Origin of the sequence: Rhodanobacter sp. B05, from assembly GCF_002001085.1 — a bacterium.
GTDB lineage: Bacteria > Pseudomonadota > Gammaproteobacteria > Xanthomonadales > Rhodanobacteraceae > Rhodanobacter.
In genome coordinates, this window is the sequence record NZ_MUNU01000017.1 from 85,205 (window position 1) to 100,110 (window position 14,906).

Annotated in this window: 14 protein-coding genes; 8 read left to right on the plus strand and 6 right to left on the minus strand. The window is 65.5% G+C overall.

Features of this window, described 5'->3' with window-relative positions:
• Positions 1 to 76: 76 nt before the first annotated feature.
• The 5 genes from B0E47_RS17030 to B0E47_RS11735 form a co-directional block, all read right to left on the minus strand.
• A complete protein-coding gene (locus B0E47_RS17030) occupies positions 77 to 754 on the minus strand; it encodes an alpha/beta fold hydrolase (RefSeq protein ID WP_254422932.1) in 678 nt (225 codons plus the stop codon).
• Positions 755 to 855: 101 nt separating this feature from the next.
• Positions 856 to 2,172: a hypothetical protein gene (locus B0E47_RS17035; RefSeq protein ID WP_168171064.1), complete on the minus strand. Its 1,317-nt coding sequence runs from the start codon at positions 2,170 to 2,172 to the stop codon at positions 856 to 858.
• 55 nt (positions 2,173 to 2,227) lie between these two features.
• Positions 2,228 to 3,019 (minus strand): polysaccharide biosynthesis protein, encoded by a 792-nt coding sequence (locus B0E47_RS11725; RefSeq protein ID WP_254422912.1) that lies wholly within the window; start codon positions 3,017 to 3,019, stop codon positions 2,228 to 2,230.
• Positions 3,016 to 4,569, minus strand: a complete 1,554-nt coding sequence (locus B0E47_RS11730; protein WP_077514452.1) for an XrtA system polysaccharide chain length determinant — start codon at positions 4,567 to 4,569, stop codon at positions 3,016 to 3,018. Before B0E47_RS11730 ends, B0E47_RS11725 begins: the two co-directional genes overlap by 4 nt.
• A 36-nt stretch (positions 4,570 to 4,605) precedes the next feature.
• Positions 4,606 to 5,226, minus strand: a complete 621-nt coding sequence (locus B0E47_RS11735; protein ID WP_077514453.1) for an XrtA/PEP-CTERM system exopolysaccharide export protein — start codon at positions 5,224 to 5,226, stop codon at positions 4,606 to 4,608.
• A gap of 190 nt (positions 5,227 to 5,416) precedes the next feature.
• Here B0E47_RS11735 and tviB point away from each other — a divergent pair, with 190 nt between their 5' ends.
• Complete coding sequence (gene tviB / locus B0E47_RS11740) at positions 5,417 to 6,694, plus strand: Vi polysaccharide biosynthesis UDP-N-acetylglucosamine C-6 dehydrogenase TviB (protein WP_077514454.1); 1,278 nt, start codon at positions 5,417 to 5,419, stop codon at positions 6,692 to 6,694.
• Positions 6,695 to 6,757: 63 nt separating this feature from the next.
• Positions 6,758 to 7,774, plus strand: coding sequence for an NAD-dependent epimerase (locus B0E47_RS11745; RefSeq protein ID WP_077514455.1), 1,017 nt, complete (start codon positions 6,758 to 6,760; stop codon positions 7,772 to 7,774).
• Between the two features lie 82 nt (positions 7,775 to 7,856).
• On the opposite strand, the gene B0E47_RS11750 is transcribed toward B0E47_RS11745, so the two are convergent.
• Entirely contained in the window at positions 7,857 to 8,072 is a 216-nt protein-coding gene (locus B0E47_RS11750; RefSeq protein ID WP_077514456.1) for a twin transmembrane helix small protein, read from the minus strand.
• 59 nt (positions 8,073 to 8,131) lie between these two features.
• Between B0E47_RS11750 and B0E47_RS11755 the strand changes: the two genes are divergently transcribed.
• The 6 genes from B0E47_RS11755 to mgtA all read left to right on the plus strand — a co-directional run bounded on the left by B0E47_RS11755 (position 8,132) and on the right by mgtA (position 14,905).
• The gene (locus B0E47_RS11755; RefSeq protein ID WP_077514457.1) at positions 8,132 to 8,860 is read left to right on the plus strand and encodes an SURF1 family protein; all 729 of its coding nucleotides are present in this window, start codon (positions 8,132 to 8,134) and stop codon (positions 8,858 to 8,860) included.
• 34 nt (positions 8,861 to 8,894) lie between these two features.
• Positions 8,895 to 9,467 (plus strand): hypothetical protein, encoded by a 573-nt coding sequence (locus B0E47_RS11760; protein ID WP_077514458.1) that lies wholly within the window; start codon positions 8,895 to 8,897, stop codon positions 9,465 to 9,467.
• Positions 9,467 to 10,630: a COX15/CtaA family protein gene (locus B0E47_RS11765; RefSeq protein WP_077514459.1), complete on the plus strand. Its 1,164-nt coding sequence runs from the start codon at positions 9,467 to 9,469 to the stop codon at positions 10,628 to 10,630. The genes B0E47_RS11760 and B0E47_RS11765 overlap by 1 nt, the downstream gene beginning before the upstream one ends.
• A gap of 1 nt (position 10,631) precedes the next feature.
• Complete coding sequence (gene cyoE / locus B0E47_RS11770) at positions 10,632 to 11,552, plus strand: heme o synthase (protein ID WP_077514460.1); 921 nt, start codon at positions 10,632 to 10,634, stop codon at positions 11,550 to 11,552.
• 302 nt (positions 11,553 to 11,854) lie between these two features.
• Positions 11,855 to 12,088: a hypothetical protein gene (locus B0E47_RS11775; RefSeq protein ID WP_077514461.1), complete on the plus strand. Its 234-nt coding sequence runs from the start codon at positions 11,855 to 11,857 to the stop codon at positions 12,086 to 12,088.
• 159 nt (positions 12,089 to 12,247) lie between these two features.
• On the plus strand, positions 12,248 to 14,905 hold the full coding sequence (gene mgtA / locus B0E47_RS11780) for a magnesium-translocating P-type ATPase (RefSeq protein WP_077514462.1): 2,658 nt from the start codon (positions 12,248 to 12,250) through the stop codon (positions 14,903 to 14,905).
• Position 14,906: the final 1 nt, after the last annotated feature.

A 14,906-nucleotide genomic window follows, 5' to 3' on the forward strand; every position in this document is an offset into this window, starting at 1 on the left:
GGCGCTGGTGCTGCCGGGAGTCCGGCCACACCGATCAGATGCTGTGCGCGCCCGAAGCGAAGCACCCGTTCTTTCGTCATGCCGCCACCCGCAGGTAGTCGCCGACCGCACGGATCAGGTCGGGCGAGAGGATGGCGTGCTCCAGCCGATCCAGCTCATCCCAACTCGCCGCTGTTGGCAGCTCGGTGACGTTGACCGCGTCGCCAAGCAGCAGGTTCCAGTCATGCGCGGCGGTCGGTGGCAGCGAGTCGAATACGCGAACCGGCATCGGCAGCGGTTCGGCGCGCCAGGTGTCGAGCTGCCGACGCAGGCCTGCGCCGACGGGGAAACCCAGCCATTGCCCGGCGGCATCCTCGTACGTGCGGGGCTCGCCGAAACGCATCGGATCGGCCCGGAGGGCGTCCTGCAGGGCGTCGAGTGCGACCACGTACTGGCTGCCATCCAGTACCGGATCCCACAACAGCAATTCGGACAGGCGGGCGGCGGTGGCGGCGTTGAGCGCGATGCTGCCCCCGAGGCGCGCGCCAAAACCGATCAGCCGTGTGCACCCCGAGCGAGCGCGCAACTCGCCGGCCGCGGTCACCATATCGGTACGACAGCGCGCCCAGTCGAGCTCGGCGCTGTCGCCGGCCGAATCACCCGAGCCGTAATAGTCGAAGCGCAGCACGGCGATACCTTGCTGTGCCAGCGCGTCGGCCAACTGCCGATAGACGCGATGGCTGCGGATCATGTCCTGGCCCAGCGGCGGGCACATCAGCACGGCGGATCGGGCGGATCCGGAGGTCGCATGGTAGAGGCCGAACAAATCCCCGCCGGTACCGAATTGGCACGGTTGTGCTGGTTCGAGCCGCACCGTCACCTCCGATAAGCCACGCCGAGGTAGATCTCGTTGGCGTGGTAGGAGGCATCCGCCGCGTTGCTGCTGCGCAGGCTCCGGGTCAGCGCAACGTTCCAGCTCCAGTGCGTGGTTCGCTTGTCGGTCAGGACGATGCCGAAGTTGGTGGTGCGATCGGTTCGCTGCAGCAAATCGTAGTGCAGCGACTCGGTATTCACGAAGGCTGACAAGGTGGTGCGCGGGCTCAGACGGTAGTCGAGGCCGGCACTGCCGCTGCGACCACGTTGACTGTCCGTGGGGTCGTTGACGTAGTCGAAGTTGCGGTAAAGCGGTGCCACCCGCAGCTTCCATCGTGCGCCGACGTAGGTGTACACCAGCTCGAATCGTCGTTCGATGTAGACCTGCGAGCCGATGACGGTAGTGCCGGTACTCACGTTCGACGATGACGGCGCGACTGGCGGGAGTGTGCCCGGATTCTGGCCAAGCTGGGTGATAAGATCTTCGGCGGCATCCCCGTACTGATGCGCTGCCCCGAATGCCAGGCTGCTGTTCGGGGTCATCTGCCAGGTCAGGTTCAATCGAGCCAGCGGGGTATTGGTGCTCGCGGCGCCGCCAAAGGAGAGCCGGGACCAGCCCAGCGAAGCGTCGATATCGAGCTGGCGGAGGTGGTTGACGAAACTGGCGAACAGCCGGGTGCGATTGTAGGCGGGGCCAGCATCGCTGTGATCGAAGGTGACCCGCTCGGTTTCGGCATTGGCCGACAGCAGCTCGGTGGGGCTGAGATCCTTGAGCAGGCGCAGTGCGAATGTACCCCGAGAGGAGTTGAAGTCGCGGGTCTTGGAGGCGGTGCTGTTGGTATAATTGAGGTCGGCCTGGCCGCGCAGCGTCCCATTCAGGCGAAAGCGCAGCGTCGGCCCCAGCGTCAGCACGTTGGTCTGCTGCTGGTTGCCCGGTGCGTTGCTTGATAACGTCGACAACGGCTGCACGCTGGCCACGTCCAGGATGGTGAAGTCGAGGCGTTGCGGCAGCACGGTCCAGTTGGCCTGGCCGGCGAGCTGGGCCAGTTTCTGGTTGTCGAAGGCATTGCCCAGGTAGTCGCGATACTCCAGGTTGCCGACTACGTTGGTCTGGAAGGTCGAACCCTCCTGCTGGTAGCTGAAATCGAACCCGGGTATCAGCATGTTCTGGCTGATCGGGTCAGTTGTCGTGAGGCCGATGTTGTCGCTGTGGCCGACACCGACGCGCCAGCCGTAGTCGAACTGCGCCGCCGCCGCGCCGGTCGAGGCAAGAGCGAGCATCGATCCCACTACGCAATTGCGGGTGCTGCGTGTCGACATGTGTGCGTCCTCCCCTTTACGGCTTGTCCACGATCGTCAAGCTCAGCGCGTTGCATCAAGGCGCGTGATTGAACACCACCCCGGCGACCTTGCCGGCGTCGAAATTGGCAACTGCCTGGCTGATCGCCGCCGGGGTGTCGCGGCCGTAGCCGGCCACCACAACCACCTGGTCGGCCAGCTCGGACAGGATGCGCGCGTCGGGCGAGCCCTTGATGGCGGGGCCGTCCAGGAACAGGTAGCGATCGGGGTAGCGGCAGCGCAGCGAGTCGATCACCGCGCGCATGCGGAACGATGAGAAATATTCGCCGCTGTTCTCGCGTGTCGAGCCAGCCGGAATCAGCCGCAGGCGAGGGATTCCGGTGCCGTAAATGATGGACTTGATGCCGATCGAGGGCTGTTCGAGGAAGTTGATCAGGCCATCGGTGCCGCGAGCCACGCCGAGCGCCTCATGCTGTGCCGGGTAGCGCAGGTTGCAATCGATCAGCAGACTGGTCTTGGCTTCGTCGAAGGCGAACGCAATGGCCAGGTTGCGTGCCACGAAGCTGCCGCCCGACTTCGGGCTGACCGGCACCACCATGGTCACGAAGTTGCGTTCGCCCGCCAGCCACAACAAGCGCGTGCGGATCTCGCGGAACGCGTCTGACTGCGTGCGTACCGACTCCTCGCGATGGATCAATCGGCGCTCTTCCAACTGGCTGGGAGCCAGGGCACCGGTTTCCGACATCAGCGCGATCGAGTGGCCAGGCGCCGATTTCAGCTCGTCACCCGCTGGCGCAGCGCGCCCGTGGGGTCCCGGCTCGCGCGGGTTCAGATTGACCACGGACTTGTCTTCGTCCATCCCGTTCATGCCAATCCCTTCAGCTTGAGCCAGAACAGCACCAAGTAGGCCAGCATGACGGTCAGCACGATCAATGCCAGCGTCACGTTGCGCCGTTGCTCCCGGCGATGATCCGACGGGCTCGGATAGAACGGGATGTTCGCCAGCACCGGCAATCCGGTCGAACTCTCCAGTTGCTCGGCCGAGCGCACCCGCGGGTCGAACCTTGCAACGCCGAACAGCAGGCCGAACGGAATGGCCAATCCGGCGAAGATGCCGCCGAGGCCGAAGTGCACGAAGCGCAGGCCGGAAGGTACCAGCGGCATGATTGCAGGATTCTGCACCACGAAGGAAGGCCCATCCTGATCGGCGTCGAGGTTCATCGACACGCGCGCGCTCTCGCGGCGCTTGAGCAGGTCCTGGTAGACATCACGATTGACCGTGTAGTCGCGGGTGAGTTCGGCGGTGACGGCTTCGGAGTTGGCGATGCGCTTGCTGCGATCCAGTTCCGATTCGAGCTGGGTCTTGGTGGCGGCCAGCCGCGCCGTCGTTGCGGCGATATCGGAGCGCAAGGTGGTGAGCTGGCTCCGCATCTGCTGATACAACGGATTGAACTGGACCGCGTTGCCGTTGCTGCCCGAGTCGCCGATCGCGCGCGGCGTCTTCGCCTTGCGCTGGTCGGCGCTGGCCAACGCCTGACGCAGATCCTCGATCTGGTGACGGGTGCGCACCACGTCGGGGTATTCGTCGGTGTAGGTCAGGCGCAACTGGTCCAACTTCGATTGCAGTTCCGCGAGCTGGCTCTCGTACACGCCGCTGGAGGTTTGCACCGAGCTGACCTCCGATTCGCCGGAAAGTTGCGACTCCAGCGACGCCGCCTGCGAGCGCTTCTCCATCAGGTCCATGCGCGCCGTCTCGATCTGGTTGCGCAACTGACCGATGCTGGCGTTGGTATCCGCCTCGCTGCCCGGGCGCGCATCGGCGTTGGTGTTGCGATAGTCCTTGAGCTTGTTCTCCGCGCCGGTCAGCTTCTTGCGATACGCCTCGACCTGGCTGTCGATGAAGTTGAATGCGTCGCGGCTCTCCCGTTTCTTCGAAGCCAGGCTCTCGCTGATGAACAACTGGCCGAATGCCTGTGTCACTTCGTAAGCTCGCCGGGCGTCGCTGTCGTGATAGCTGACCGTGATGAGGTTGTCGTGCGCGATCTTGATGACGGTGCGCGATTTGATCTCCTCGATCAGCTTGTCCTGCTCCACCGCCGACGGGTGACTGGCCATCCAGCCGCCGGTGACCAGGATCTGGCTCATCACCTTGCGGCTGAAGATCACTGCCTTGGCGATGCCGGCGCGGTTGGCGTTGCCGGTGGCCGCCGCCGCACCCTCCATCAGCGGGGTGATGATGCTGCTCTGCTGGGCCAGTATGGTGACCGAGGCATCGTAGCGGCGCGGCCAGTTCACTCCGACGACCAGCGCCAGCAGTGCGATCGAGGCAAAGATGATGGCAAGCACGATGCGCCGCCGCTTCGCCTCGGTCCACAGCACCGGCAGCATCGCCAGCAGGGGGTGGGCTTCTTCACTCATGGCTTTGCCTGACTCATGTGTCTGCGTCCTGCCTGCTCAGAACGCCCGCTGCGGCACGGTGATGACATCGCCCGGTTGAACCGGGTAGTTGGTCTTCAGCTCGCCTTTCTGCAAGATGCTGTCGAGCCGGATCGCATACGATTGGGTCTTGTCGTCGGATTTGCGATACAGCTCGGTGCGATCTGGGGCGGCGAATTCCGTGGTGCCGCCGGCCGCCAGTACGGCATCGAGCACGGTCATGCCCTGCCGGTAGGGGATCGAGACCGGTGTGCGCACCGCCCCGGTCACGCGAACGCGCGACAGATACTCATGACTGCGCAGATCCGTCAGGATCACGGCTACCTGGGGGTCGCGGACATAGGCCTTGAGCTTGTCCTGGATCTCGCCAGCCACCTGCTCCGGCGTCCTGCCGCCGGCCTGGACGTCGCCGACCAGGGGCACGGTGACCTTGCCATCCGGCCGCACTGGTACGCTGACGCTCAGATCGGGGTTGTGCCAGACCGATACCTGAAGTTGATCGTCCACGCCGATATGGTAGACGGCGACCGCCTGGGCGTCGGGATTGATCGTCGGCGCCTGGGTCGAGCCCGGCGCGGTGGCGCAGCCGGCGAGTGCCAGCAGCATGCCCAGCAGGAGCAGGCAGTTTGAAATCTTCATGGCAATCCCCCTGATTGTCTTTCAGAATGTGAAGAATATCACGGCGTGACCGATGAAAAACGGGCAAGCAGGCAGGGCGTCGAGATTCAATGCGCCGGACCGGGCCGTTGCCGTGGCGAAATCCGCATTCCGGCTTGACTTGACCGTGCCGGGACGCACTCAATCATAGAGAACCATAGGGATCGCAGGCATGCAACAACTGGAAAACGCCAGAATCGCCATCGTCGGCCTGGGCTACGTGGGCCTGCCGCTGGCGGTGGAGTTCGGCAAGCGCTATGACACCGTCGGCTTCGACATCCGGGCCGCGCGCGTGGATGAGTTGCGTGCCGGACACGACCATACGCTGGAAGTCGACGCGGCCGAGCTGGCGGCGGCCACGCGCCTGCAGTTCAGCGCCAGCCTGGAAGACATCCGCAGTTGCAACGTCTACATCGTCACCGTGCCGACCCCGATCGACGCCGCCAAGCGCCCGGACCTGACGCCGCTGGTCAAGGCCAGCGAGACGCTGGGCAAGGTGCTCAAGCGCGGCGACATCGTGGTGTATGAATCCACCGTCTATCCCGGCTGTACCGAGGAAGTCTGCATTCCGATCCTGGAGCGGGTGTCGGGCCTGATCTTCAACCAGGACTTCTTCGCCGGCTACAGCCCGGAGCGGATCAATCCCGGCGACAAGCAGCACCGCGTCACCTCGATCCTCAAGGTCACCTCGGGCTCCACCCGCGAGGTCGCCGACTTCGTCGATCGGCTGTATGGCTCGATCATCACCGCCGGCACGCACAAGGCCAGCTGCATCAAGGTCGCCGAGGCGGCCAAGGTGATCGAGAACACCCAGCGCGACCTCAACATCGCCCTGATCAATGACCTGGCCAAACTGTTCAACAAGCTGGGCATCGATACGCTGGAAGTGCTGGAGGCGGCCGGCACCAAGTGGAATTTCCTGCCGTTCCGGCCCGGCCTGGTCGGCGGTCACTGCATCAGCGTCGATCCGTACTACCTCACCCACAAGGCGCAGGAAGTGGGCCATCACCCGGACGTGATCCTGGCCGGGCGGCGCACCAACGACAGCATGGGCGAATACATCGCCGGCGAGGTGATCCGGTTGATGGTGCGCAAGGGCATCAACCCGGTGCGCGCGCGCATTCTGGTGCTGGGCCTGGCGTTCAAGGAGAACTGCCCGGATCTGCGCAATACGCGGGTGGTGGATATCGTCGAGTCGTTGCGCGGCTACAGCGCCGAGGTGGACATCTTCGACCCGTGGGTCGATGTGGCCGAAGCGCGGCACGAATACGGCCTGGACCTGATCGGTACGCCGCCTCAGGCGGACTACGACGCGGTGATCGTGGCCGTCGGCCACCGTCAGTTCGCCGAGCTGGGCAGCGCTGGCATGCGTGCGTTCGGCAAGCCGTCGAGCGTGCTGTACGACGTCAAGTACGTGCTGCCGCGCGAGATGGTCGACGGACGACTGTAGTCGGCGCCGGCGGGCGCGACTGCGTATCATGAACGGGTTATCCATAGCGCAGGTCACCCCGGCATGAAAGTTCTCGTCACCGGTACCGCCGGCTTCATCGGTTCCCACGTCGCGATGCGACTGCTCGAGCGCGGCGACGACGTGGTCGGTATCGACAACCTCAGCGACTATTACGACGTCGAGCTGAAGAAGGCCCGGCTGGCGCGTTTCAGCGGCAACCCCGCCTACCGGCATGAGCCGGTCGACCTGGCCGATCGCGCCGCGGTCGAGGCGGTGTTCGCCCGGCACAAGCCGCAGCGCGTGATCAATCTGGCGGCACAGGCCGGGGTGCGCTACGCGGCCGAAAACCCGCACATCTACGTGTCGACCAATGTCACGGGCTTCCTGCACGTCATCGAGGGTTGCCGCCACCACGGGGTCGAACACCTGGTGTATGCCTCGACCAGCTCGGTGTACGGCGCGGATACGGCCATGCCATTTTCGGAGCATCAGTCGACCGAACACCCGCTGACCTTGTATGCCGCCTCGAAGAAGGCCAACGAAATGATGGCGCACAGCTACGCCCACCTGTACGGCCTGCCGTGCACCGGGCTGCGCTTCTTCACGGTCTACGGACCGTGGGGGCGGCCGGACATGGCGCTGTTCCTGTTCACCCGCGCGATCCTGGCCGGCGAGCCGATCAAGGTGTTCAACCACGGCCATCACAAGCGCAGCTTCACCTACATCGACGATATCGCCGAGGGCGTCGTCCGCGCGCTGGACAAGGTGCCGGGCAAGGACAGCAGCTGGGATGGCAAGGCGCCGGACCCTGCCAGCAGCGGCGTGGCGCCTTATCGCATCTACAACATCGGCAACGAGCAGCCGGTGGAACTGCTGCGCTACATCGAGGTGCTGGAGGAGTGCCTGGGTCGCAAGGCGCAGATGGAGATGCTGCCGCTGCAGGCCGGCGACGTGCCCGACACCGAGGCCGACATGTCGGCGCTGGCCGCCGCCGTGGGCTACAGCCCCAGCGTGCCGGTGGAGCAGGGTGTGGCGAACTTCGTGCGCTGGTATCGGGATTATTACCGGGTGCCTGGCTAGCCAGGCCGCAGTTCGTTTCGCCACGAAGGCAAAGCGGCCAGTTTGTCGCGGCGGCGGCACCGTGCCGGCGCAACCGCTACAATCACTGGCCGACGCCGTGCGGATGCAGCCAGCCCATCCAGATGCCGAGGGCAACCATGGCGATCAATACCAGCGACAAGCCGATGCGGCGGGTCAGCGCCCAGACCGTGCGCCTGTCGTCGTCCTTGTCGGTCATCATGAAGTACAGCGCCTGGCCGAGGCTGAAGATCACCACCAGCAAGACCACCACCAGCGCAATTTTGTAGACGGTTTCCACGTGACAGACCTGATGTATTTCGACAACGGCAGTATAGCCACCAGCGGCGACCGATCCGCGTGAACGGATTTCGTCGTCCGTCGTGGTGGGCGTTGCTGTTGACCGTCGCCGGAGCCCTGCTTTTCACACGCCTGGGCATCTGGCAGCTGCATCGCGCCGACTTCAAGGAATCGCTGCTGCGGCGCTATGCCGCGGCGGTGACGGCGCCGCTGCAGGACTTTGCCGCGGTCGCCGCCAAGCCACCCGCGGACAGCTTCCCGCGGGTGCAGGTGCGCGGACATTATCTGGTGGACCGCCTGTACCTGCTGGACAACCCCCGGCATGACGAGCGCGGTGGCGTCGAGGTGTTCGCGCCGTTGCAGATCGGCGACCAGCAGCACCTGCTGCTGGTCGACCTGGGCTTCCTGCCGGGCAATGGCAACGGCAAGATGCCGCCACTGCCGCCCTTGTCGGCGGAAGAGGTCGATCTGCATGGCCTGTATGTACCGCCGCCGCCGACCGGCTTCGAGATGGGTGGCGATGCGCTGGCGCGCCAGACCCGCTGGCCGAAGGACAGCATCTACCTGGCGCCTGCACAAGTTTCGCGCGACCTCGGCCGACCACTGTATCCGCGGGTGCTGGCGCTGGACGCCGATGCCGCGTCGGTCTACGTGCGCCGGCACACGCTCGACCTGACGATGCCGCCGAGCCGGCATCGCGCCTACGCGTTTCAGTGGTTCTCGTTCGCGCTTGCCGCCGTGGTGATCCTGCTGGTGCTGCATCGCAAGCGCGGGCCGCGCCGACCCTGACCGCCATCTCTGAATCCATGCCATGACTGCACCGATGAATCCTGTTGACCCGAAGTCCCTGCGCAAGAGCCGCCTGTACCTGCTGCTGATCGGTCTGGTGTTTGCCGCGCCGATGATCGTGGCCGGCCTGCTCACCGTGGGCGGCTGGCAGCCCGGCGCCAAGGGCAGCGGCCAGCCGATCACGCCACAACGCAACTTCGTCGCGGAGCAGTTGCGCGTGCCGATGGTCGACGGCGGCAACTGGGCCTGGCGCGACAGCGAGCCGCGGATGACCCTGGTCGCGCTGGCCGGCCCGGATTGTGCCGCGCGCTGCCTCGCCGCATTGACCTCGATGGCCAAGGCGCGGGTGATGCTCAACCGCAACCAGTCGCGCCTGCGCCTGCTCTATCTCGGCACACCGCCCGGCGACGCCGCAGCGCGCCAGGCCATGACCAGCTACTGGAGCATCGGCACGGATGTCGACGGCAAGCTGGCGGGCTTCCGGTCCAAGGCGCCGGACAGCGTCAGTGCCTTGCTGGTGGAATCCAACGGCACGGCCTTGTCGTTCTATCCCGCCGGTTTCGATGCAGCCGGCTTGCTGCGCGACCTGCGCAAGGTGATCAAGTGATGTCGGCACGTCGCTTGAGGATATTGCGCGGACTGTCCCTGCTGGCGGCGGTATTTGCCTTCGGCCTGGTGATGTTCGGCGCGTTCGTGCGTCTGTCCAATGCGGGGCTGTCCTGCCCGGACTGGCCGACCTGCTACGGCCAGGTCACCTGGCCGCAGCATGCGCAGGCGGTGGCGCATGCCGACGCCAAGTTTCCGGGGCGCCCGTACGAGGCACACAAGGCCTGGCGCGAACAGGTGCACCGGTTCCTCGCCGGCACGCTGGGTGTGATGGTGCTGGCGCTGGCGCTGCTGGCCAGCTGGCGCCGGCGTAGGGCGTTGCTGGCGGTGATCGCCGGTTCCGTCCTTGCCGCGGCCGGGGTGGCTTTGTACATGAGTGGCGAGCACCGCTGGTCGTCGTTGCTGGCGGCGTGCGCGATCGCGCTGCCGCTGTTCGCGGCGATGCGCCTGCCTCGGCCGGGCGCGTGGAAGATCTGCGTGCTGGCGTTGGCGGTAATCGTCTTCCAGGCGATGCTCGGCATGTGGACGGTGACCCTGCTGCTGAAACCCATCGTGGTCACCAGTCACCTGCTGGGCGGGATGCTCACGTTCGGCCTGCTGTCCTGGGCTGCCCTGCGTTTTGCCGGCGTGGCGGCACCGGACCGGCGGCTGGCCGGGTTGCGCGCCCTGGTGCTGCTCGGTGTGGTGCTGCTGGCGTGCCAGATCGCCTTGGGCGGCTGGACCTCGTCGAACTACGCGGCGTTGGCCTGCGGCTACGGTCCCGGCTCGTTCCCGCAGTGTCTGGGCCAGTGGGCACCGCCTACCGATTTTCATCAGGGTTTCGTGCTGTGGCGTGGCATCGGCGTGAACTACGAGGGTGGTGTGCTGGACATGGCCGCGCGCAGCGCGATCCAGATCGTGCACCGGATCGGCGCCCTGGTGGTGTTCTGCTATCTCGGCTGGCTCGCCTTCAAGACGGCCCGGCGCGGGCTGCGCGGTTACGCGGTCGCGATCGTGATGGCCTTGCTGTGCCAGGTCGCCCTCGGCATCAGCAATGTGTATTTCGGGCTGCCGCTGGCCGTGGCCACGGCGCACAATGGCATGGCGGCCTTGCTGCTGTTCACCTTGCTGGCGACGCTGGCACGCACCCAGGATGCCGCGCCGATGCCAGGGGAGTCACGTTGAGATGGAATTGATTCGCGAATATCTGCAGCTGACCAAGCCGCGTGTGGTCGCGCTGCTGGTGTTCTGCGCGGTGATCGGCATGTTCCTGGCGGTGCAGGTGGCGCCGCCGGCGATCGGCATCCCGCCGTGGCGCGCGCTGGTGTTCGGCACGCTGGGCATCTGGATGGCTTCGGGTTCGGCCGCCGCATTCAACCACCTGATCGACGAGCGCATCGACAAGCTGATGGTGCGCACCGCCCGTCGTCCGCTGGCCACCGGCAAGCTCACCGTGCACCAGGCCTTGCTGTTCGCGGTGGTGCTGGGGATCGCCTCGATGCTGGTGCTGGCGCTGCTGGTCAACGTGCTGACGGCGGTGCTGACTTTCGGCGGCCTGATCGGTTACGCGCTGGTCTATACGCGCTACCTGAAGCGGGCCACGCCCCAGAACATCGTGATCGGCGGCCTCGCCGGCGCGATCCCGCCGGTACTGGGCTGGACCGCGGTGACCGGCGAACTGCACGCATTCGCCCTGCAGCTGTGCCTGATCATCTTCGTGTGGACGCCGCCGCATTTCTGGGCGCTGGCGATCTTCCGCCGCGACGACTACGCACGCGCCGGCGTGCCGATGCTGCCGGTGACCCATGGCGTGGTCTATACGCGCTGGCAGGTGTTTTTCTACACGATCCTGCTGGTGCTGGTGACCCTGCTGCCGGCGATTACCGGGATGAGCGGGCTGATCTACCTGGGCGGCGCGCTGGTGCTCGACATCGGCTTCCTGTACTACGCGATCCGCTTGCTGAACCCGCCGGACGAGCTGTTCCCGATGAAGGTGTTCAAGTATTCCATCGTGTACCTGATGGCGCTGTTCGCGTTCCTGCTGCTCGACCACTGGCTGGTCGACCCGCTGGTGCAGCAGGGTCTGCTGCTGCATCGGGTGATCTGAGCAGGTCCCGGCTGCAGGAAATTTCGTCTGCTTCGACATTGACACTTCCGCGGCGCAGCACGACAATGCGCGCGCCATCCGGCGCAACACGTCGGCTGGCTCCCAGTCCTGACAAACCAAGGCATATGGACGTTTACCCTAGTCGCAACGTCGACATCCGCTCGCTTCGGGTGCCGGCGCCGCATTACAACAAGTTGAACGCCTGCGGCGATCGCCTGCGGTCGGCTGGTGCTTTCCTCGACTAGGGAAAGTCCGGCCCACCCCTGACGACGCCACCGGCGTCGTTACGAGGAGATGGGCCGATGAAGCTCCTTCGCGAATCCCTTTTGTTGCGCGCACTGCGCCGGTTGCTGGCTGGCCGGCGTGCGGTCGCGCGTCGTGCTTACGTGGTAACCGTGCCTGCCCCGCTGGCACGGCCGGCCAGTAGCAACGTGATCGAATTGCACCGCCGTAGCCCGGCGGCGGTTGGCCGTGTGCCGGCCCCGGCCGATGCGCTGCCATCGTCCGTACATCGCGCTCTGGTATCCGGTCGCTGATGGTCGTGATGACGTCATGCAAGAAGGGGTGGCCTCCGCCAGCGGCGGTGCCGTTCCGGCCGCGTGTGCGGCCATGCGTAGCGACGGTGATGCAGTTGGCGGAGTGATTCCGCGGGCTCGCACCGGCGACAGGCATCAGCGAATTCACGGAAGCGGGTCATGAGCAAGCAAGTCAATCAGATTGCCGTGGGCAAGGCGGCGGGCAAGGCCGCGGCAGTGTTGCGCACGGCCGTGGCGCAGGAGGCGTTTCGCGCCAACGGCGAATTGCTGGAGGCACTGGAGACCGCGCCGACCGGGCTCGACGAGGCACAGATCGAGACGCGGCTGCATCGCGACGGTCCCAACGAGGTATCCCACGAGAAGCCGCCGCACTGGTCGCTGCAGCTGCTGCGCGCGTTCAAGAACCCGTTCATCATCGTGCTGCTGGTGCTGGCCGGGGTGGAGCTGGCGACGGATGCAGGCGACCTCACCGGGCCGATCATCATTGCGGTGATGGTGAGCATCAGCGTGTTGCTGAGTTTCACCCAGGAATACCGCTCCTCGCGCGCCGCCGAGAAGCTCAAGGCGATGGTGCGCAATACCGCCACGGTGACGCGACAGGCCTCCGACGGCCACAGCGAGCAGATCGAAGTGCCGGTGGTCGAACTGGTCGCCGGCGACATCGTGCATCTGGGCGCGGGCGACATGGTGCCGGCGGATCTGCGCCTGCTCAGTGCGAAGGATCTGTTCATCAGTCAGGCGATCCTCACCGGCGAATCGCTGCCGGTGGAAAAATCCGCGCCCTCGCGCCTGGCCGCGCCAGCGGAGCGCGCCAGCCACGACAATCCGCTGGAACTGCCCACGGTCTGCTACATGGGCACCAACGTGGTCAGCGGCACCGCCACGGCGGTGGTGGTGGCCACCGGCGCGCGCAGTTACCTCGGCTCGCTGGCGCACAGCATGTCCGGCCAGCGCGTGCAGACCAGTTTCGACCGCGGCGTGAATTCGGTCAGCTGGCTGTTGATCCGCTTCATGGCGGTGATGGTGCCGGTGGTGTTCCTGATCCAGGGTTTCGGCAAGCACGACTGGCTGGAGGCGTTCCTGTTCGCGCTGTCGGTGGCGGTGGGCCTCACGCCGGAGATGCTGCCGCTGATCGTCACCGCGAATCTGGCCAAAGGTGCGCTGGCGATGTCGCGGCGCAAGGTGGTGGTGAAGCGGCTCAACGCGATCCAGAACTTCGGTGCGATGGACGTGCTGTGCACCGACAAGACCGGCACGCTGACGCTGGACAGGATCGTGCTGGAGCGACACCTGGATCTGGACGGCGAGGAATCCGACGAGGCGCTGGAATACGGCTATCTGAACAGCCGTTTCCAGACCGGCCTGAAGAACCTGATGGACAAGGCGGTGCTGGAGCATCGCGACCTGGAATCGGCGGCGCTGCGTTACCAGGTGGTCGACGAGATTCCGTTCGATTTCCAGCGCCGGCGCATGTCGGTGGTGGTCACCGATGGTCGCGGCGAACACCTGCTGATCTGCAAGGGCGCGGTCGAGGAGATGCTCTCGATCTGCGCGTTCGCGCGGATCGGCGATGTCGTCGAGCCGATGACCGAGGCGCGCCGCAGCGAGATCAAGGCGATGACCCATCGCCTCAACGAAGACGGCCTGCGCGTGCTGGTGGTCGCGGTGCGGCGCGAATCGAGCCACGAGCGGCCGTACAGCGTGGCCGATGAAAGCGAGATGGTCGCAGTCGGTTGCCTGGCCTTCCTCGACCCGCCGAAGGATTCCGCGGCGACCGCCATTCGCGCACTGCACCAGCATGGCGTCGAGGTGAAGGTGATCACCGGCGACAACGAGGCGGTGACGCGCAAGATCTGCCGCGAGGTGGGGCTGGACGTCACCCATTCGGTGCAGGGCCGCGAGATCGAGGAACTCGATGACCCCGCGCTGGATGCGCTGGTGGCGAGGGTTACCGTGTTCGCCAAGATGTCGCCGTTGCAGAAGGCGCGCGTGGTGCGCTCGCTGCAGCGCCAGGGGCATACGGTGGGTTTCCTTGGCGACGGCATCAACGACGCGCCGGCGCTGCACGATGCGGACGTCGGCATCTCGGTGGATACCGCCACCGACATTGCCAAGGAGTCGGCCGACATCATCCTGCTGGAAAAAAACCTGATGGTGCTGGAGGAGGGCGTGCTCGAAGGGCGTATCACCTTCGGCAACATCATCAAGTACATCAAGATGACCGCCAGCTCGAACTTCGGCAACGTGCTGAGCATGCTGGTGGCCAGCATCTTCCTGCCGTTCCTGCCGTTGCTGCCGTTGCAGATCCTGGTGCTGAACCTGCTGTACGACATCTCGCAGCTGTCGATCCCGTTCGACCGCATGGATGAGGACTATCTGAGCAAGCCGCGCAAATGGGACGCCGGCGACATCGGCCGTTTCATGGTGTGGGTGGGGCCGGCCAGCTCGGTGTTCGACATGACCACCTTCCTGTTGTTGTGGTACGTGTTCGGCGCGAACTCGGCGGCGCACCAGTCGCTGTTCCAGTCTGGCTGGTTCGTCGAGAGCCTGCTGACGCAGACCCTGGTGGTGCACATGATCCGCACGCGCAAGATCCCGTTCCTGCAGAGCAGCGCGGCGGCACCAGTGCTCGGCCTGACCACGGCGATCATCGTGATCGGCATGTTGCTGCCGTATACCGCGATTGGCGCGAAGATCGGCATGATGGAAATGCCGCCCGTGTATTTCGCCTGGCTGGCATTGACCGTGGTGGCGTATTGCGCGCTGACCCAGCTGGTGAAGGTGGCCTACACGCGCCGTTACGGACGCTGGCTGTAGT